The organism is Achromobacter sp. 1011811831, assembly GCF_059760905.1.
The window spans coordinates 18950-35066 of sequence record NZ_JCBANG010000072.1; the positions used below are offsets into that span (position 1 = coordinate 18950).

Consider the following 16117-nt stretch of genomic DNA (forward strand, 5'->3'; position numbering starts at 1 on the left):
TTCTCCCGGTTCATTTGAGAGAATATGACTGGCAAGGCGGTCCCGCGCGCTGGAGCATTTTCCCGATGGCGGCCGTCCTTGGCATGGAAACCATGATCAGCCCAGGCAGCAAGGAAACACGCATGAATACCGCGACATCAAGCATACGCATCACTTTGGGAACCTGGGACCGCCTGCGCGAGGATGCGACCGGCGTGCGCCACGAGGTCTTCGTGGTCGAGCAGCGCGTGCCGGTGGAGGTCGAGCTCGACGACGACGACGCGGTATCGGTGCACGCGGTGGCCTACGACACGGACGGCACGGCGGTGGGTACCGGGCGCCTGTTGCCCGACGGCCACATCGGTCGCATGGCCGTGCGCAAGCGCGCGCGCGGCCTGGGCGTGGGCGGGCTGATCCTGGACGCGCTGATCGGCCAGGGGCACGGCGACGGGCACCGCATGCTGGTGCTGCACGCGCAGACGCACGCCGCCGGCTTCTACGAAGCGCACGGGTTCCAGGTGGAAGGCGAGGAATTCATGGAAGCCGGCATTGCCCATGTGGTGATGACGCGCACGCTGGCCTAGCGGGCTAGCGGCCTGGTGGCCTGGTGGCGGCCCCGAGCCTGCCGCGAGACGGGCTGCCTCGGCCCTGTGGGCCGGGTCAGGCGTCCGGCAGGCCCCAGGTGGCGCGCAGCGCGCTGACCACCGCGGCCATGGCCGGGTCGGACTGCCGCTCGACGGCATAGATGAAGGACAGGCGCGCCGTCGCGGTACAGGTCCGCAAGCGCTTCAGTTCGCCCCGCGCCTCGCCCATTTCGGCCAGTTCCTGGCGCAGCAGGCCGATGCCCACGCCCGCCGCCACCAGCGCGTGGATGACGGCTTCGTGGTCGGCTTCCATCACTTCGAGCCGTGGCGCGCCGATCTGCTGCTGTATCTCGCGCATCATGTCGAAGTGGGCGCTGCGCGGACTCATCCGGATCCAGGGCAGCGCGAGCAGCGCGTCCGGGTCGGGATCGGCAGGCGCGTCCCAGGAGGCCGGCATGACCAGTTCGAACACCATGTGCTTCAAGGGCACTTCGGCGATGCCGGGCAGGCTGTTGCGGCAGACCGAGATGGCCGCGTCGATTTCCGCGATGCGCAGCGCGTCGTAGAACCAGCTGATCCGCCCGACCTGCAGGTCGACCCGCAGGCCGGGGTAGTCGCGCGCGAGCCGGTGCATCAGCGCGCCGACGCGCATCACGGCCGGGTCGTACATCGCCAGCCCGATGCGCAGCTGCCCGGCCACGGCGCCGCGCCGCGACTTGGCCGCGTTGACGAATTCGCCGAAGGCGTCGATCACCTTTTCCGCGCGCAGCTTGAGATCCTGTCCGGCGCCCGTCAGCGTCAGGGCCGTCGGCGTGCGCAGCAGCAGCTTCACGTCCAGCGCCTCTTCCAGGCTCTTGATCTGCCCGCTGACGGCGGGCTGCGTCAGGTGCAGGGCCTCGGCGGTCTTCGTGATGCTGCCCAGCCGGGCCACGGTGACGAAGGTGCGCAAGTGCTTGATGTCCATGGGCCGAGTCTTCCTGAGCGCGATCTGCGGGCGGACGCCGCGCGGGGTTGTGCAGGCTCCACACTAGTGTGCTGTCCCGCAGATACGCCCGCACGAAATCCACCCCTAGCCGCCATGGCGTCGTTGCAAATCCTCGTGATACCTACGGGTATCACTGCGGTTTGCGCCTAGCCCTGACGTCTATGGATGAATTTCGTCATGCGGACGTACCTACGGGACAGCTCACTAGCGGATCCGCGCGCCGACCGGGAACAAGGCGGCGTTATACCCCCCATCAGAATATGCGATTTTACGGCGCGCATGACGGCGTTTAGCCTTGCTTTCACCGCGCATCCCGACATGCGCGGTCTCGCGGGCAAGGAGGGCGGCAGCGCGCAGAAAGGCCCTCCCTGGCGGCCGTGTCGTTCATCCGGCGACGCGTCGCGATCCCCGCGGGCATATCGCATATTCAGGGGAAAACATGAGCCAGCAGCGCAGCACTGCGGCCTACAGCGCCGCCGCACGTCTTGAACGCCTGCCGATCAGCGGCTACCACCGCGTCATCTTCATCATCATCGCGGGCGCCTTCTTCTTCGATTCCATCGACCTGGGCATGATGACCTTCGTGCTGGGCTCCATCAAGCAGGAGTTCGGCCTGAGCACCGCGCAGGCGGGGCTGCTGGCCAGCGCCAGCTTCCTGGGCATGGCGGCCGGCGCGGCGCTGTCCGGGCTGCTGGCCGACCGGTTCGGCCGCAAGCCGGTGTTCCAGGTGAGCATGATCATCTGGGGCGTGGCCAGCTACCTGTGCTCCACCGCCGCCAGCGCCCAGGAACTGATCTTCTACCGCGTGCTGCTGGGCCTGGGCATGGGCATGGAATTTCCCATCGCCCAGACCATCCTGTCCGAGTTCACGCCCACCCGCCAGCGCGGCCGCTACATTGCCCTGATGGACGGCTTCTGGCCGCTGGGCTTCATCACCGCCGGCCTGATCGCCTACTACCTGCTGTCCGTGGCGGACTGGCGCACCGTCTTCGTGGTGCTGGCGATTCCGGCCGCCTTCCTGCTGGTGGTGCGGCGCTACGTGCCGGAATCGCCGCGCTGGCTGGAGCACGCCGGCCGCCACGACGAGGCCGAGCGCGTCTTGAGCGACATCGAGGCCAAGGTCAGCAAGAGCCTGGGCGTGCGGACGCTGCCAGAGCCGGTCGAGATCCACGTCGCCCCGCAGGAAAAGCGCGGCGCGCTGGCGTTGCTGTTCTCGGCGCAGTACCGCGGCCGCACCATCATGGTGTGGGGCCTGTGGTTCTTCGCCCTGCTGGGCTTCTACGGATTGACCACCTGGCTGGGGGCGCTGCTGCAGCAGGCCGGCTTCGCCGTGACCAAGTCCGTGATGTACACGGTGCTGATTTCGCTGGGCGGCATTCCGGGCTTTCTCTGCGCCGCCTGGCTGGTCGAGAAATGGGGGCGCAAGCCCACCTGCATCGCCGCGCTGCTGGGCGGCGCGCTGGCCGTGTTCGCCTACGGCCAGACCGCCATCCTGGCGGGCAGCGAGACGCCGCTGATCATCTCCGGCCTGGTCATGCAGTTCTTCCTGTTCGGCATGTGGGCGGTGCTGTACGCCTACACGCCGGAACTGTATTCGACCGGCGCGCGCGCGACCGGATCGGGCTTCGCGTCGGCCGTGGGGCGGGTGGGGTCGCTGCTGGGCCCGTACCTGGTGGGCGTGGTGCTGCCCAACTGGGGGCAGGGCGGCGTGTTCACGGTCGGGGCGGGCTGCTTCTTCGTCGCAGCGTTGCTGGTCTACGTGCTGGGCGTGGAGACGCGCGGCATCTCGCTGGAAGAACTGTCGGCGCGCCAGCCCGAACCGTCCGCGCGGGCGGTGAGCCTGCCGCGCACGCGCTGAGCAAGGAGCATGCATGCACACACCGCACATGAACGCAGCACACCAAGACGCACCGCATATGAACGCGCTACATCAACGCAGCATCGTCATCGACGGCCTGATCATCGCCAAGTGGGACCGCTCGATCTTCGAGGACATGCGGCGCGGCGGGCTCAGCGCGGCCAGCTGCACGGTCTCGGTCTGGGAAGGATTCCAGGACACGGTCGCCAATATCGCCGACATGAAGGCGCTGATCCGCGACAGCCAGGACCTGGCGATCCTGGTGCGCACGCCCGCCGACATCCTGCGGGCCAAGCGCGAGGGCAAGGTCGGCGTCATCCTGAGTTTCCAGAACGCCCATGCCTGCGAGGATCACCTGGGCCATGTCGAGGCCTTCGCCGACATGGGCGTGCGCGTGATCCAGCTTTGCTACAACACCCAGAACCTGGTGGGCACCGGCTGCTATGAGCGCGACGGCGGCCTGTCGGGCTATGGGCAGGAGCTGATCCAGGAAATGAACCGCGTCGGCATCATGGTGGACCTGTCCCATGTCGGCGGCCGGACCTCGCGCGAGGCGATCCTGGCTTCCACCCGGCCGGTCTGCTATTCGCACTGCGCGCCGCTGGGCCTGAAGGAGCATCCGCGCAACAAGTCCGACGACGAGCTGCGCTTCATCGCCGACCACGGCGGCTTCGTCGGCGTCACCATGTTCCCGCCCTTCCTGCGGCGCGGGGTCGAGGCGACGGTGGACGACTATGTGGAAGCCATCGGCTACACCATCGACCGGGTCGGCGAGGACTGCGTGGGCGTGGGCACGGACTTCACCCAGGGCTACGACAAGGGCTTCTTCGACTGGATCACGCATGACAAGGGGCGCTACCGCAGGCTCACGGACTTCGGTCCCATCCTGAACCCGGATGGCTTTCGCACCATCGGCGACTTCCCCAACCTGACCGACGCCATGGCGCGCGCGGGCTGGCCCGAATCGCGCATCGAGAAGGTCATCGGCGCCAACTGGCTGCGCGTGTTCGGCGAAGCCTGGGCGGCCTGATCCCGTTCATTCCGGAGACAGACATGAATCCGCAAGTTCCCATCGACGTCGACGAGAAGACCGGCGTCTGGACCACCGACGCCTTGCCCATGCTCTATGTGCCGCGCCACTTCCTGGTCAACAACCACGAGGCGGTGGAGCAGGCGCTGGGACGCGAGGCCTATGCCGCCATTCTGTACACGGCGGGCCACAGGTCGGCGTACTACTGGTGTGACCGCGAAGCCAGGCAGCACGGCATACGCGGGGTCGATGTCTTCGCCCACTATCTGACCCGGATCTCGCAGCGAGGCTGGGGGCGGTTCTCCATCGCCGGCATCGATCCGGACCGGGCCACGGCCGACATCGAGCTGCGCCATTCCGCCTTCGTGCTCCAGGCGCACGCAGGACAGGGCAAGCGCTGCCATATGTTCGCGGGCTGGTTCGCCGGCGCCATGGATTGGGTGTCGCTCGATGCGGGCGCCACGCTGCGCGCCCGCTGCCACGAGGCCGTGTGCGCGGGCGAGCATGGGCCGGATCACGCTTGCGTGTTCGAAGTCCGGTCCATGTGAGCGGGGCGGCAAGAGCGGGTCCGGTCCGTGTCATGGGCGCGGGCGCCATGCCGGGCCGTCGCGCCAACGCAAGGGCCGGCGGCGACCTTGAGGCCGGCCGCCGGCTACAGCACCACCGTCCGGTTGCCGTTGATGAAGACGCGGCGTTCGAGATACAGGCGCACGGCCCGCGCCAGCGCCACGCATTCCATGTCGCGTCCGGCGGCGAGCAGCTGCGCGGGGTCGTGGCTGTGGTCCACGCGATCCACCATCTGTTCGATGATGGGGCCTTCGTCCAGGTCCTCGGTCACGAAATGCGCGGTGGCCCCGATCAGCTTGACGCCGCGCTCGAAGGCCTGGTGATAGGGGCGCGCGCCCTTGAAGCCGGGCAGGAACGAATGGTGGATGTTGATGGCCCGGCCCGCCAGCCGCGCCGTGGCGTCGGGCGACAGCACCTGCATGTAGCGCGCCAGCACCACCAGGTCCACGCCGCTGTCCTCCACCAGCCGCAGCAGCCGGGACTCCTGCTCGGGCTTGGTCTGCGGCGTGACGGGCAGGTGGTGGAAGGCGATCGCATGTTCCCGCGCCAGGGGGCGCAGGTCCGGATGGTTGGACACGATGGCGGCGATGTCCATGCACAGCTCGTCCATGCGCCAGCGGAACAGCAGGTCCGCCAGGCAGTGGTCCAGCTTCGACACCATGATGACCACCCTGGGCCGCCGCGTCAGGTCGTACACCTGCCAGGACATGTCGAAGCGCGCCGCGATGTGGGCGAAATCACGCTTCAAGGCATCCAGTTCCAGGGGCTGCGCCGCCACGCCGTGGAAGATGCAGCGCAGGAAGAAGCGCTGCTTGCTCTTGTCGTCGAACACAGCCAGTTCATCGACATAGCCGCCGCGCCGGTCCAGGAACCCGACCACGGCGGCGACCTGTCCCGGTTCGCTGGGGCAGGTCAGGGTCAGGCAGAATGGGCGGGCGGGAGGGGTATGGGCGTCCTGGGCGTGCATGGCGGAGGTCTTCTGGGTGGCGAATCAGGCGGCGTCCTGGGCGGGCGCGCCGTACACGGGGTAGCGGCGGCACAGCGCCTGCACCTCGTCCGCGACCGTGGCGATGACGGCGGGATTCTGATGGTCGTCGAGCACATCGCAGATCCAGTCCGCCACGTCGCGGACTTCGGCCTCGCCAAAGCCGCGCGACGTCACCGCTGGCGTGCCGATGCGGATGCCGCTGGTGACGAAGGGCGGCTGCGGATCGTTCGGGACGGCATTCTTGTTGACGGTGATGCCGGCCTGGCCCAGGGCCGCGTCGGCGTCCTTGCCGGTCAGGGACTTGCCCGTCAGGTCCACCAGCAGCAGGTGGTTGTCGGTGCCGCCGGACACGATCTTGTAGCCCCGGTCCTGGAACGCGGCGGCCATGGCGCGGGCGTTCGCCAGCACCTGGCGCTGGTAGCCGGCGAAATCCGCCTGCTGCGCCTCCTTGAACGCCACGGCCTTGGCCGCGATCACGTGCATCAGGGGGCCGCCCTGGATGCCGGGGAACACCATCGAGGCGATCTTCTTTTCGATGTCCGGGTTGGCGCGGCCCATGATGAGACCGCCGCGCGGACCCCGGAGCGTCTTGTGCGTGGTGGTGGTGACGATGTCCGCGTAAGGCACCGGATTGGGGTACAGCCCGGCCGCGACCAGGCCGGCCACGTGCGCGATGTCGACGAACAGCCAGGCGCCGACGCTGTCGGCGATCGCGCGCAGCCGGGGGAAATCCAGGTGGCGCGAATAGGCGGAAAAACCGGCCACCAGCATGCGCGGGCGATGCTCCTGCGTCAGCCGGAACAGCGCGTCATAGTCGATCAGGCCCTTGGCGTCGACGCCGTACTGCACGGCCTGGTAGAGCTTGCCCGAGAAATTCACCTTGGCCCCGTGCGTCAGGTGGCCGCCATGCGCCAGGCTCATGCCCGCCACCGTGTCGCCGGGTGTCAGCAGGGCCTGGTAGACCGCGGCGTTGGCCTGCGAGCCGGAGTGCGGCTGCACGTTGGCCCAGTCGGCGCCGAACAGCGCGCAGGCGCGCTCGATGGCCAGCCGCTCCACCTCGTCCACATGCTCGCAGCCGCCGTAGTAGCGCTTGCCGGGATAGCCTTCCGCATACTTGTTCGTCAGCGCCGATCCCTGCGCCTGCAGCACGCGCGGGCTGGCGTAGTTCTCGGAGGCGATCAGTTCGATGTGGTCTTCCTGGCGGCGGGTTTCGGCGCGCATCGCCGCCCACAGCGCCGGATCGAAATCTTCTATGTTCATGCGGGTCGAGAACATGGGACCGTTCCTTGCTGGGAAGTGAGGGGAAAGGGACCGCGGGCGCTGTCGTCGCGCGATGCGGCGGACTGGACGCAGTACAGCACCACGGCCCGGCGCGCGACTAGAACGGAACCGCCTCGGCGGCGGCATATTCACGCCAGCCGCGAGCTGCCCCTGGCGCCCCATCTCTGGAATAATGGCCCGGCGGCGCCGGCGCGCCGCCCCGCCCCTTGCCGCACCGTACAAGGGAATCCCGCCACGCCATGAACGCGCCCGACGCGCAGGACGGCGCGCCCGTCCGCTTCGGCATCATCCTGCTGCCGGACTTCACGTTGACGGCCTTTTCAGGGCTGGTGGACGTGCTGCGCCTGGCGAGCGACGAGGGCGACAACAGCCGCCCGCGCCGCTGCTCCTGGGAAATACTGGGAGAGAACCCGCAACAGGTGCGGGCGAGTTGCGGCGTGCAGATCGCGCCCTGGACCGTGTTCGGCCGTCCCGATGCCTACGACTATCTGGTCGTGGTGGGCGGGCTGCTGCGCGCAACGCCCGAGATCAGCAAGGCGACGCTGGATTTCATCCGCGCGGCGGGCGGCTCGCGCACGACGCTGGTGGGGGTGTGCACCGGCGCCTTCGCGCTGATGCGCGCCGGCGTGCTGGACGGGCACCGGGTCTGCGTCAGCTGGTTCCATTACTGGGACTTCCTGGAACAATTCCCGCAGGCTGACGCCAATCTGCTGGTGGCCGACCGGCTCTATGTCGAGGACCGCCGCCGCATCACCTGCTCGGGCGGCCGCGCTTCCATCGACGTGGGGGCGGCGATCCTGGCGCGCCACGTTCCGCCGGCCGCCGTGCAGAAGGCGCTGCGCATCCTGCAGGTCGACGAGCCCGGCCGCTACAACGCGCCGCAGCCGCAACCGCATCTGCCCGGCGCCGCGCCGTCCAGCCATCCCAAGGTCAGGCGCGCGATCCTGCTCATGGAGCAGCACCTGAGCCAGGCGCTGACGGTGGACGCGCTGGCGAAGAAGCTCGACATGTCGGTGCGGCAGCTGGAGCGCCTGTTCAAGGAAGATACCGGCAAGTCGCCGCAGGCCTACGCGCGCACGATGCGCCTGGGCGTGGCGGCCTGGATGCTGCGGCAATCGGACAAGACCGTCGCCGCCATCGCGTCGGCCTGCGGCTTCTCGGATGCGTCCCACATGGGGCGCGAATTCCGCCAGGCCTACGGCGTGCCGCCGGGCGTCTACCGAGCGGGCGGCCGGCAGGAAGCGGCCGCGCCGGCGGCGGGGGGGGCTCCGGCTGACGGGGCCGACTACGCGGAGCTGTTTCCCAACCGCTCGCAGTTCTACTAGTGTGCTGTCCCGTAGACGCGTGCGCATGACGAAATTCATCTATAGACGTCAGGGCTAGGCGCAAACCGCAGTGATACCCGTAGGGTTCGCGAGGATTTGCAACGACGCCATGGCGGCTAGGGGTGGATTTCGTGCGGGCATATCTGCGGGACAGCACACTAGGGCAGGTCAACGCCGGCATTGGCGCGGCGGGCGCTGGCGGGCCGATCCCTGCGCGATGCCGCTTTTGTTCTATCTGCGGATTGCGCCCTTTGCTGTACTGGCATCCAACGCCGTCCGCACCCCGCGGGCGCAGGAACCGCCAGATGAACGTCAGCGCCTTCGACCTGTTCAAGATCGGCATCGGACCTTCCAGCTCGCACACGGTGGGCCCGATGATCGCCGCCAGCCGCTTCGCCGCGCGCCTCGCGCAGACGGGCGCACTGGCTGCCGTGCGCGGCGTGCGGGTCGAGCTGTACGGCTCGCTGGGCGCGACCGGCAAGGGACACGGCACCGACAAGGCCGTGATGCTGGGCATGGAAGGCTGCCTGCCCGACCGCATCGACCCGGACGAGGTCGAGCCGCGCCTGGCGCGGATCCGCCTGGGCAAGCGCCTGGCGCTCGCCGGGACCCACGTCGTCGGCTTCGAGGAAAAGGCGCATCTGTTCTATTTCCGCCGCCTGCTGGGCGCGGCAGAAGCCGGCGCGCATTCCAACGGCATGCGGTTCCAGGCCGTGGACGGGCAGGGCGCGCCGCTCGCGCAAGGCATCTATTACTCGATTGGCGGCGGCTTCGTGGTCGATGGACAGGGCGGGAAGGGAGGCAACGCCGTCCCGCCCGCCGGCCTGCCGCATCCATTCCGCACCGGCGCCGACCTGCTGGGCGCCTGCCGCGCGAGCGGGCTGTCCATCGCCCAGGTGGTGCTGCGCAACGAGTGCGCGCGGCGGCCGCCGTCGGCGGTGCGCGCCGGCCTGCTGGACATCTGGTCGGCCATGAGCGCCTGCGTCGAGCGCGGCTGCCGCATGGAGGGCGAGCTGCCCGGCCCTTTGCGCGTCAAGCGCCGCGCGCCCGAGCTGCGCCGCCAGCTGCGGGCCCGGTCCGAGGAATCGCTGCGCGATCCGCTCGCCATGCTGGACTGGGTCAACCTGTACGCCATGGCCGTCAACGAAGAGAACGCCGCCGGCGGCCGCGTGGTCACCGCGCCGACCAACGGCGCGGCCGGCGTGATCCCGGCGGTGCTGCACTACTACGCGCGCTTCGTGCCAGGCGCGAATGACGACGGCATTGTCGATTTCCTACTGACCGCCGCCGCCATCGGCGCCATCTACAAGGAAACCGCGTCGATCTCGGGCGCCGAGGTCGGCTGCCAGGGCGAGGTCGGCGTGGCCTGCTCCATGGCCGCGGCGGCATTGGCCGCCGTGATGGGCGGCACGCCCGAGCAGGTCGAGAACGCGGCCGAGATCGGCATGGAGCACAACCTGGGCATGACCTGCGACCCGGTGGGCGGACGCGTGCAGATTCCCTGCATCGAGCGCAACGCCATGGGCGCGATCAAGGCCATCAACGCCTCGCGCATGGCGCTCAAGGGCGACGGCCAGCACTACGTGCCGCTGGACGCCGTCATCAAGACCATGCGCGAGACGGGGGCCGACATGAAGACCAAATACAAGGAGACGTCGCGCGGCGGACTGGCCGTGAACGTCGTCGAATGCTGAGGGAGTCCGGGACATGAGCCGCTATTCCATCTTCAGCCTGTTGCGCAACGGGCTGTCCTATCACCAGAACTGGCAGCGCCAGTGGAAGAGCCCGGCGCCGCGCGCCGCCTACGACGTGGTCATCGTCGGCGGCGGCGGGCATGGCCTGGCCACTGCCTATTACCTGGCCAGGGAGCACGGCATCACCAACGTGGCCGTGCTGGAAAAGGGCTGGATCGGGGGCGGCAACACGGCCCGCAACACCACCATCGTCCGTTCCAACTACTTGTGGGACGAATCGGCCGCGCTCTACGAAAAGGCGATGAAGCTGTGGGAAGGGCTGTCGCAGGACCTGAACTACAACGTGATGTTCAGCCAGCGCGGTGTGATGAACCTGGCGCACACCCTGCAGGACGTGCGCGACACCCAGCGGCGCGTCAATGCCAACCGGCTCAACGGCATCGATGCCGAATTCCTGACGCCGGCCCAGGTCCAGGAAATCGAGCCCGCCATCAACCTGGACAGCCGCTATCCCGTGCTGGGCGCGTCGATCCAGCGGCGCGCGGGCGTGGCCCGGCATGACGCGGTGGCCTGGGGCTACGCGCGGGGCGCCGACCGCGCCGGCGTCCACATCATCCAGAACTGCCAGGTGACCGGCATCCGCCGCGAGGGCGGGGCGGTGGCCGGCGTCGAGACCACGCAGGGCTACATCAAGGCCGCCAAGGTCGCCATCGTGGCCGCAGGCAACTCCACCACGCTCGCCGACATGGCCGGCGTGCGGCTGCCGCTGGAAAGCCACCCGCTGCAGGCGCTGGTATCCGAGCCGCTCAAGCCGGTGCTGAACTCCGTGATCATGTCCAACGCTGTCCATGCCTACATCAGCCAGTCGGACAAGGGCGACCTGGTCATCGGCGCGGGCATCGACCAGTACACCGGCTTCGGGCAGCGCGGCAGCTTCCAGATCATCGAGGGCACGCTGGGCGCGATCGTGGAAATGTTCCCCGCCTTCTCGCGCGTGCGCATGAACCGCCAGTGGGGCGGCATCGTCGACGTGTCGCCCGACGCCTGCCCCATCATCAGCAAGACCCCGGTCCAGGGGCTGTACTTCAACTGCGGCTGGGGCACGGGCGGCTTCAAGGCCACGCCGGGGTCCGGCTGGGTGTATGCCCACACCATCGCCCGCGACGCGCCCCATCCGCTGAACGCGCCGTTCTCGCTGGACCGCTTCTATACCGGCCACCTGATCGACGAGCACGGCGCCGCCGCCGTCGCGCACTGAACCTTGCCTGGAGAGCTGCATGCTGCTGATCGAATGTCCCTATTGCGGCCCGCGCGCGGAGTCCGAGTTCTCCTGCGGCGGCGAGGCCGACATCGCGCGCCCGCTGCATCCCGAACAGCTGACCGACCGTGAGTGGGGCGACTACCTGTTCATGCGCAGGAATCCCCGTGGGCAGCATCGCGAGCAGTGGGTGCACGCGCAGGGCTGCCGCCGCTGGTTCAAGGTGCTGCGCGACACCGTCAGCTACCAGATCCTGGGTTACGAGACCTTCGCGCCGGGCGCGTCCGTCGCCGCAGCCGACGCAGCGGGGCAGGGAGGCGCACAATGAAACAGGTCGACCGACTGGATGTCGGGGGGCGCATCGACCGTTCCCAGCCCCTGCGCTTCACGTTCAATGGCGTGGCGTACCAGGGCTACCAGGGCGACACGCTGGCCTCGGCGCTGCTGGCCAATGGCGTGCGTTTCGTCGCCCGCAGCTTCAAGTACCACCGGCCGCGCGGCATCGTCGCGGCGGGGGTGGAAGAACCCAACGCCGTCGTGCAGCTCGAAGCCGGGCCATACAGCGTGCCGAACGCGCGCGCCACCGAGATCGAGCTGTACCAGGGCCTGACGGCATCCAGCGTGAATGCGGAACCGTCGCTGGAGCGCGACCGCCTGGCCATCAACCAGCGGCTGGCGCGCTTCCTGCCCGCCGGCTTCTATTACAAGACCTTCATGTGGCCGCGCCGCCTGTGGCCCCGGTACGAGGCCAGGATCCGCGCGGCAGCCGGCCTGGGCAGCGCGCCGGATGCCCGCGATGTCGAGCGCTACGACAAGCGCTACGCCCATTGCGATGTGCTGGTGGTGGGCGGCGGACCGGCGGGATTGGCGGCCGCTGACGCGGCGGCGGCGACTGGCGCGCGCGTGATCCTGGTGGACGAGCAGCGCGAGCTGGGCGGCAGCCTGCTGTCCTGCCCGGCAGAGATCGACGGCGAGCCGGCATTGCGCTGGGCCGGGCGCATCGAGGCGGGCCTGCGCCAGCGGCCCGATGTCCGGATTCTGACGCGCGGCACGGCCTTCGGCTACCAGGACCACAACCTGGTGACCGTCGCCCAGCGGCTGACCGATCATCTGCCTGTGTCGATGCGCGCGGGTTCGCGCGAGCTGCTGTGGAAGATCCGGGCCGCCCGGGTGGTCCTGGCGACCGGCGCGCACGAGCGTCCGCTGGTGTTCGGCAACAACGACCTGCCGGGCGTGATGCTGGCCTCGGCCGTGTCGACCTACATCCATCGCTATGGCGTGCTGCCCGGGCGCGACGTGGTGCTGTTCGCCAACAATGACCGCGCCTATCAGGCGGCCATCGATCTGGCCGATTGCGGGGCCAGGGTCGTCGTGGTGGATGCCCGCGCCTCGGCCGACGGCATCCTGCCGGACGCCGCCCGGCGCCTGGGCGTGACCGTGATGGCCGGGGCCGTCGTGATGGCCGCGCACGGCAAGCGGCGGGTCGCGTCCGTCGACGTGCACGCATATGCCAAGGGCCAGTCCGGCGGGCGCGTCGCGACCTTGCAATGCGATCTGCTGGCGATGTCGGGCGGCCTGAGCCCGGTGCTGCACCTGCACGCGCAATCTGGCGGCAAGCCGCAGTGGCTGGAGCGCAAGGCCTGCTTCGTGCCCGGCAAGAGCGTGCAGGCCGAGGCCAGCGTGGGGGCGGCGGCCGGCGAGTTCGAATTGTGTCTCGCGCTGGCGCAGGCAACCCGCGCTGGCGCCGAAGCCGCCAGCGCCGCCGGTTTCTCCGTCTCGACGGCGCTGCCCGTTCCCCGGGCGGCGTCCACCGCCGAGGACGCGCTGATGCCGCTGTGGCTGGCAGGCGGTCCGGACGCGGCCGCGCGCGGCCCCAAGCAGTTCGTCGACTTCCAGAATGACGTGGCGGCGTCCGACATCCTGCTGGCCGCGCGCGAGGGCTTCGAATCGGTCGAGCACGTCAAGCGCTATACGGCGATGGGCTTCGGCACGGACCAGGGCAAGCTCGGCAACATCAACGGCATGGCCATCCTGGCGCAGGCGCTGGGCAAGTCCATCCCCGAGACCGGCACCACCACCTACCGACCGAACTACACGCCGGTCTCGTTCGGCGCCTTCGCCGGGCGCGAGCTGGGCGAGTTCCTCGATCCGGTGCGCAAGACCTGCCTGCATGAGTGGCACGCCGGGCGCGGCGCGCTGTTCGAGGACGTGGGCAACTGGAAGCGGCCCTGGTACTACCCGCAGCGGGGCGAGGACCTGCACGCCGCCGTGCGCCGCGAGTGCCTGGCGGTGCGCAACGGCGTGGGCATCCTGGATGCCTCCACGCTGGGCAAGATCGACATCCAGGGGCCGGACGCGGTGGCCCTGCTGAACTGGATGTACACCAATCCCTGGGGCAAGCTCGAGATCGGCAAATGCCGCTACGGCCTGATGCTGGACGAGAACGGCATGGTGTTCGACGATGGCGTCACGACGCGGCTGGGCGAGCATCACTTCATGATGACCACCACCACGGGCGGCGCGGCGCGCGTGCTGTCCTGGATGGAGCGCTGGCTGCAGACCGAATGGCCGCAACTGAAAGTGCGGCTGGCCTCGGTGACCGATCATTGGGCCACCTTCGCGGTCGCCGGTCCGAAAAGCCGCGCGGTGCTGCGCAAGGTCTGCGGCGATATCGATTTCTCGAACGAGGCGTTTCCCTTCATGAGCTATCGCGACGGCCTGGCCGCCGGCATTCCGGCGCGCGTGATGCGGATCAGCTTTTCCGGCGAGCGCGCCTACGAGGTGAACGTGCCCGCGAACGCTGGCCGCGCGGTCTGGGAGGCCCTGATGGCGGCGGGCGAGGAATTCGGCATCACGCCCTACGGCACCGAGACCATGCACGTGCTGCGCGCGGAGAAGGGCTACATCATCGTCGGCCAGGACACCGACGGTTCGGTCACGCCGCAGGATCTGGGCATGGGCGGGCTGGTGGCCAAGACCAAGGATTGCCTGGGCAAGCGCTCGCTGGCGCGCTCGGACACGGCCAAGCCGGGGCGCAAGCAGTTCGTCGGCCTCTTGACCGACGATGCGCAGCGCGTGCTGCCCGAAGGGGCGCAGATCGTCGAGCGCGATCTGCGCGTGACGCCGGGCGAGCCCACGCCCATGATCGGGCACGTGACGTCCAGCTACTACAGTCCCATCCTGCGCCGTTCGATCGCGCTGGCGCTGGTGCGGGGCGGCCTGGACCGGATCGGGGAACACGTCGAGGTGTCGCTGGCCGATGGCCGCAGCGCAACCGCCGCCATCGCCAGTCCGGTTTTCTATGATGCGCAAGGGGAGCGTCAGCATGCGGAGTGAAACGGATATGGCGGCGCCCGCCGGCACGGCGCGTGGCGGCGCGGGCGGTCTGGCGCTGGAGTCGCCGCTCGTCGGCGTGGCGGATCTGCTGCGGGCGCAAGGGGCACGGGCGCCGGCCCGATTCGCGCTGCGCGAACGCGCGTTTCTCGATCTGGTGAACGTGAGGGGCGAGCCGTCCGATGCCGTCCTTGCCGAGGCGGTGGCCGCCGTGGCGGGCCTGCGGCTGCCGGCCGAGCCGAATACCGTGGCGCGCGGCGAACGCTACGACGCGCTATGGCTCGGGCCGGACGAATGGCTGCTGCGTTCGGTCGAGCCGGCGCCAGGCGGCGGGCTGCATGCGCGCCTGTCCTCGGCCCTGGCCGGCGCCGATGCGGCGGCGGTGGATGTGGGCAGCGGCTACACGGTGCTGGAAATCAGCGGCGCGCAGGCGCGCGAGGCGCTGGCCCGTGGCTGCCCGCTGGACCTGCACCCGCGCGTGTTCAAGACCGGGCAATGCGCGCAGAGCCATTGCTTCAAGACGGCGATCGTGCTCGCGCCCACGGACGACGAGCGCATGGATCTGGTTGTGCGCCGCAGCTTCGCCGACTACTTCTGCCGCATCCTGCTCGACGCCGCGGCGCCCTTGCTCGCATGAATTCGTTGCGGGACGCGCCTCGGGACGTGCTGGACGACGCGGATGGGCAGGCGTGGGCGCGCGGCTGGACCGTGTTCGTCGACGGCTACACGGTGGCGGCCCGGATCGGCATCTATCCGCATGAGCATCTGGCGCCCCAGCCCATCGTGATCGATGCGCGGCTCGGCTGCCTGGGCGAGCCCGACGAGGATGGCGCCTGGATCGACTACGACAGTTTCTGCGCGCGCATGGCGGCGTTTCTTGCCGGCAGGCCGCATGCCCGGCTGCTCGAAACCCTGGTGGCGGACCTGGCGGCGCTGTCGTTCCAGGCCTGGCCCGCGTTGGGTGCGTTGACGCTGGCCGTGCACAAGCCGGGAATCCGGCCCGATGCGCGGCGCGTCGGCGTGGCGCTGGCGTGGACGCGGGACGATTATCTGCGCTGGTGCGCGGGGAGGGGATGAAAGCGGGGTGTGAGACCGGCGGTCGTTGCCCGGGGCAAGATGCCAGGGGCAAGATGCCAGGGGCAAGATGCCAGGGGCAAGATGCCAGGGGCAAGATGCCAGGGGCAAGATGCCAGGGGCAAGATGCCAGGGGCAAGATGCCAGGGGCAAGATGCCAG

Annotated in this window: 14 protein-coding genes; 11 read left to right on the forward strand and 3 right to left on the reverse strand. The window is 69.3% G+C overall.

The window, feature by feature from the left end; all coding sequences use genetic code 11:
- Nucleotides 1-122: 122 nt before the first annotated feature.
- Nucleotides 123-563: a GNAT family N-acetyltransferase gene (locus tag AC6LJ9_RS22825; protein WP_498149314.1), complete on the forward strand. Its 441-nt coding sequence runs from the start codon at nt 123-125 to the stop codon at nt 561-563.
- Between the two features lie 76 nt (nt 564-639).
- Here the strand turns inward: AC6LJ9_RS22825 and AC6LJ9_RS22830 are convergent, their stop codons facing one another.
- Entirely contained in the window at nt 640-1527 is an 888-nt protein-coding gene (locus tag AC6LJ9_RS22830; RefSeq protein WP_498149315.1) for a LysR family transcriptional regulator, read from the reverse strand.
- 460 nt (nt 1528-1987) lie between these two features.
- Between AC6LJ9_RS22830 and AC6LJ9_RS22835 the strand changes: the two genes are divergently transcribed.
- The 3 genes from AC6LJ9_RS22835 to AC6LJ9_RS22845 are packed head-to-tail and all read left to right on the forward strand — an operon-like array spanning nt 1988 to nt 4984.
- Nucleotides 1988-3406 carry an MFS transporter gene (locus AC6LJ9_RS22835; protein ID WP_498149316.1) on the forward strand — a complete coding sequence of 473 codons (1419 nt, stop codon included), beginning with the start codon at nt 1988-1990 and terminating at the stop codon, nt 3404-3406.
- Between the two features lie 58 nt (nt 3407-3464).
- Nucleotides 3465-4436: a dipeptidase gene (locus AC6LJ9_RS22840; protein WP_498149317.1), complete on the forward strand. Its 972-nt coding sequence runs from the start codon at nt 3465-3467 to the stop codon at nt 4434-4436.
- A 23-nt stretch (nt 4437-4459) separates the two neighbouring features.
- The gene (locus AC6LJ9_RS22845) at nt 4460-4984 is read left to right on the forward strand and encodes a DUF5943 domain-containing protein (RefSeq protein ID WP_498149318.1); all 525 of its coding nucleotides are present in this window, start codon (nt 4460-4462) and stop codon (nt 4982-4984) included.
- A gap of 104 nt (nt 4985-5088) precedes the next feature.
- Here AC6LJ9_RS22845 and purU read toward each other — a convergent pair whose 3' ends face one another.
- Nucleotides 5089-5970 carry a formyltetrahydrofolate deformylase gene (purU, locus tag AC6LJ9_RS22850; protein WP_498149319.1) on the reverse strand — a complete coding sequence of 294 codons (882 nt, stop codon included), beginning with the start codon at nt 5968-5970 and terminating at the stop codon, nt 5089-5091.
- A gap of 24 nt (nt 5971-5994) precedes the next feature.
- Nucleotides 5995-7266, reverse strand: coding sequence for a serine hydroxymethyltransferase (gene glyA / locus AC6LJ9_RS22855; protein ID WP_498149320.1), 1272 nt, complete (start codon nt 7264-7266; stop codon nt 5995-5997).
- 245 nt (nt 7267-7511) lie between these two features.
- On the opposite strand from glyA, the gene AC6LJ9_RS22860 reads away from it, so the two are divergent.
- The 7 genes from AC6LJ9_RS22860 to AC6LJ9_RS22890 all read left to right on the forward strand — a co-directional run bounded on the left by AC6LJ9_RS22860 (nt 7512) and on the right by AC6LJ9_RS22890 (nt 15959).
- Nucleotides 7512-8597: a GlxA family transcriptional regulator gene (locus tag AC6LJ9_RS22860; protein WP_498149321.1), complete on the forward strand. Its 1086-nt coding sequence runs from the start codon at nt 7512-7514 to the stop codon at nt 8595-8597.
- 305 nt (nt 8598-8902) lie between these two features.
- Entirely contained in the window at nt 8903-10291 is a 1389-nt protein-coding gene (locus tag AC6LJ9_RS22865; protein WP_498149322.1) for an L-serine ammonia-lyase, read from the forward strand.
- Nucleotides 10292-10304: 13 nt separating this feature from the next.
- A complete protein-coding gene (locus tag AC6LJ9_RS22870) occupies nt 10305-11549 on the forward strand; it encodes a sarcosine oxidase subunit beta family protein (protein ID WP_498149323.1) in 1245 nt (414 codons plus the stop codon).
- Nucleotides 11550-11568: 19 nt separating this feature from the next.
- Nucleotides 11569-11877: a sarcosine oxidase subunit delta gene (locus AC6LJ9_RS22875; RefSeq protein WP_498149324.1), complete on the forward strand. Its 309-nt coding sequence runs from the start codon at nt 11569-11571 to the stop codon at nt 11875-11877.
- Nucleotides 11874-14885 carry a sarcosine oxidase subunit alpha family protein gene (locus tag AC6LJ9_RS22880; RefSeq protein WP_498149325.1) on the forward strand — a complete coding sequence of 1004 codons (3012 nt, stop codon included), beginning with the start codon at nt 11874-11876 and terminating at the stop codon, nt 14883-14885. The genes AC6LJ9_RS22875 and AC6LJ9_RS22880 overlap by 4 nt, the downstream gene beginning before the upstream one ends.
- Nucleotides 14875-15519, forward strand: coding sequence for a sarcosine oxidase subunit gamma (locus tag AC6LJ9_RS22885; protein WP_498149326.1), 645 nt, complete (start codon nt 14875-14877; stop codon nt 15517-15519). The genes AC6LJ9_RS22880 and AC6LJ9_RS22885 overlap by 11 nt, the downstream gene beginning before the upstream one ends.
- A complete protein-coding gene (locus AC6LJ9_RS22890) occupies nt 15516-15959 on the forward strand; it encodes a dihydroneopterin aldolase (protein ID WP_498149327.1) in 444 nt (147 codons plus the stop codon). The genes AC6LJ9_RS22885 and AC6LJ9_RS22890 overlap by 4 nt, the downstream gene beginning before the upstream one ends.
- Nucleotides 15960-16117 lie beyond the last annotated feature (158 nt).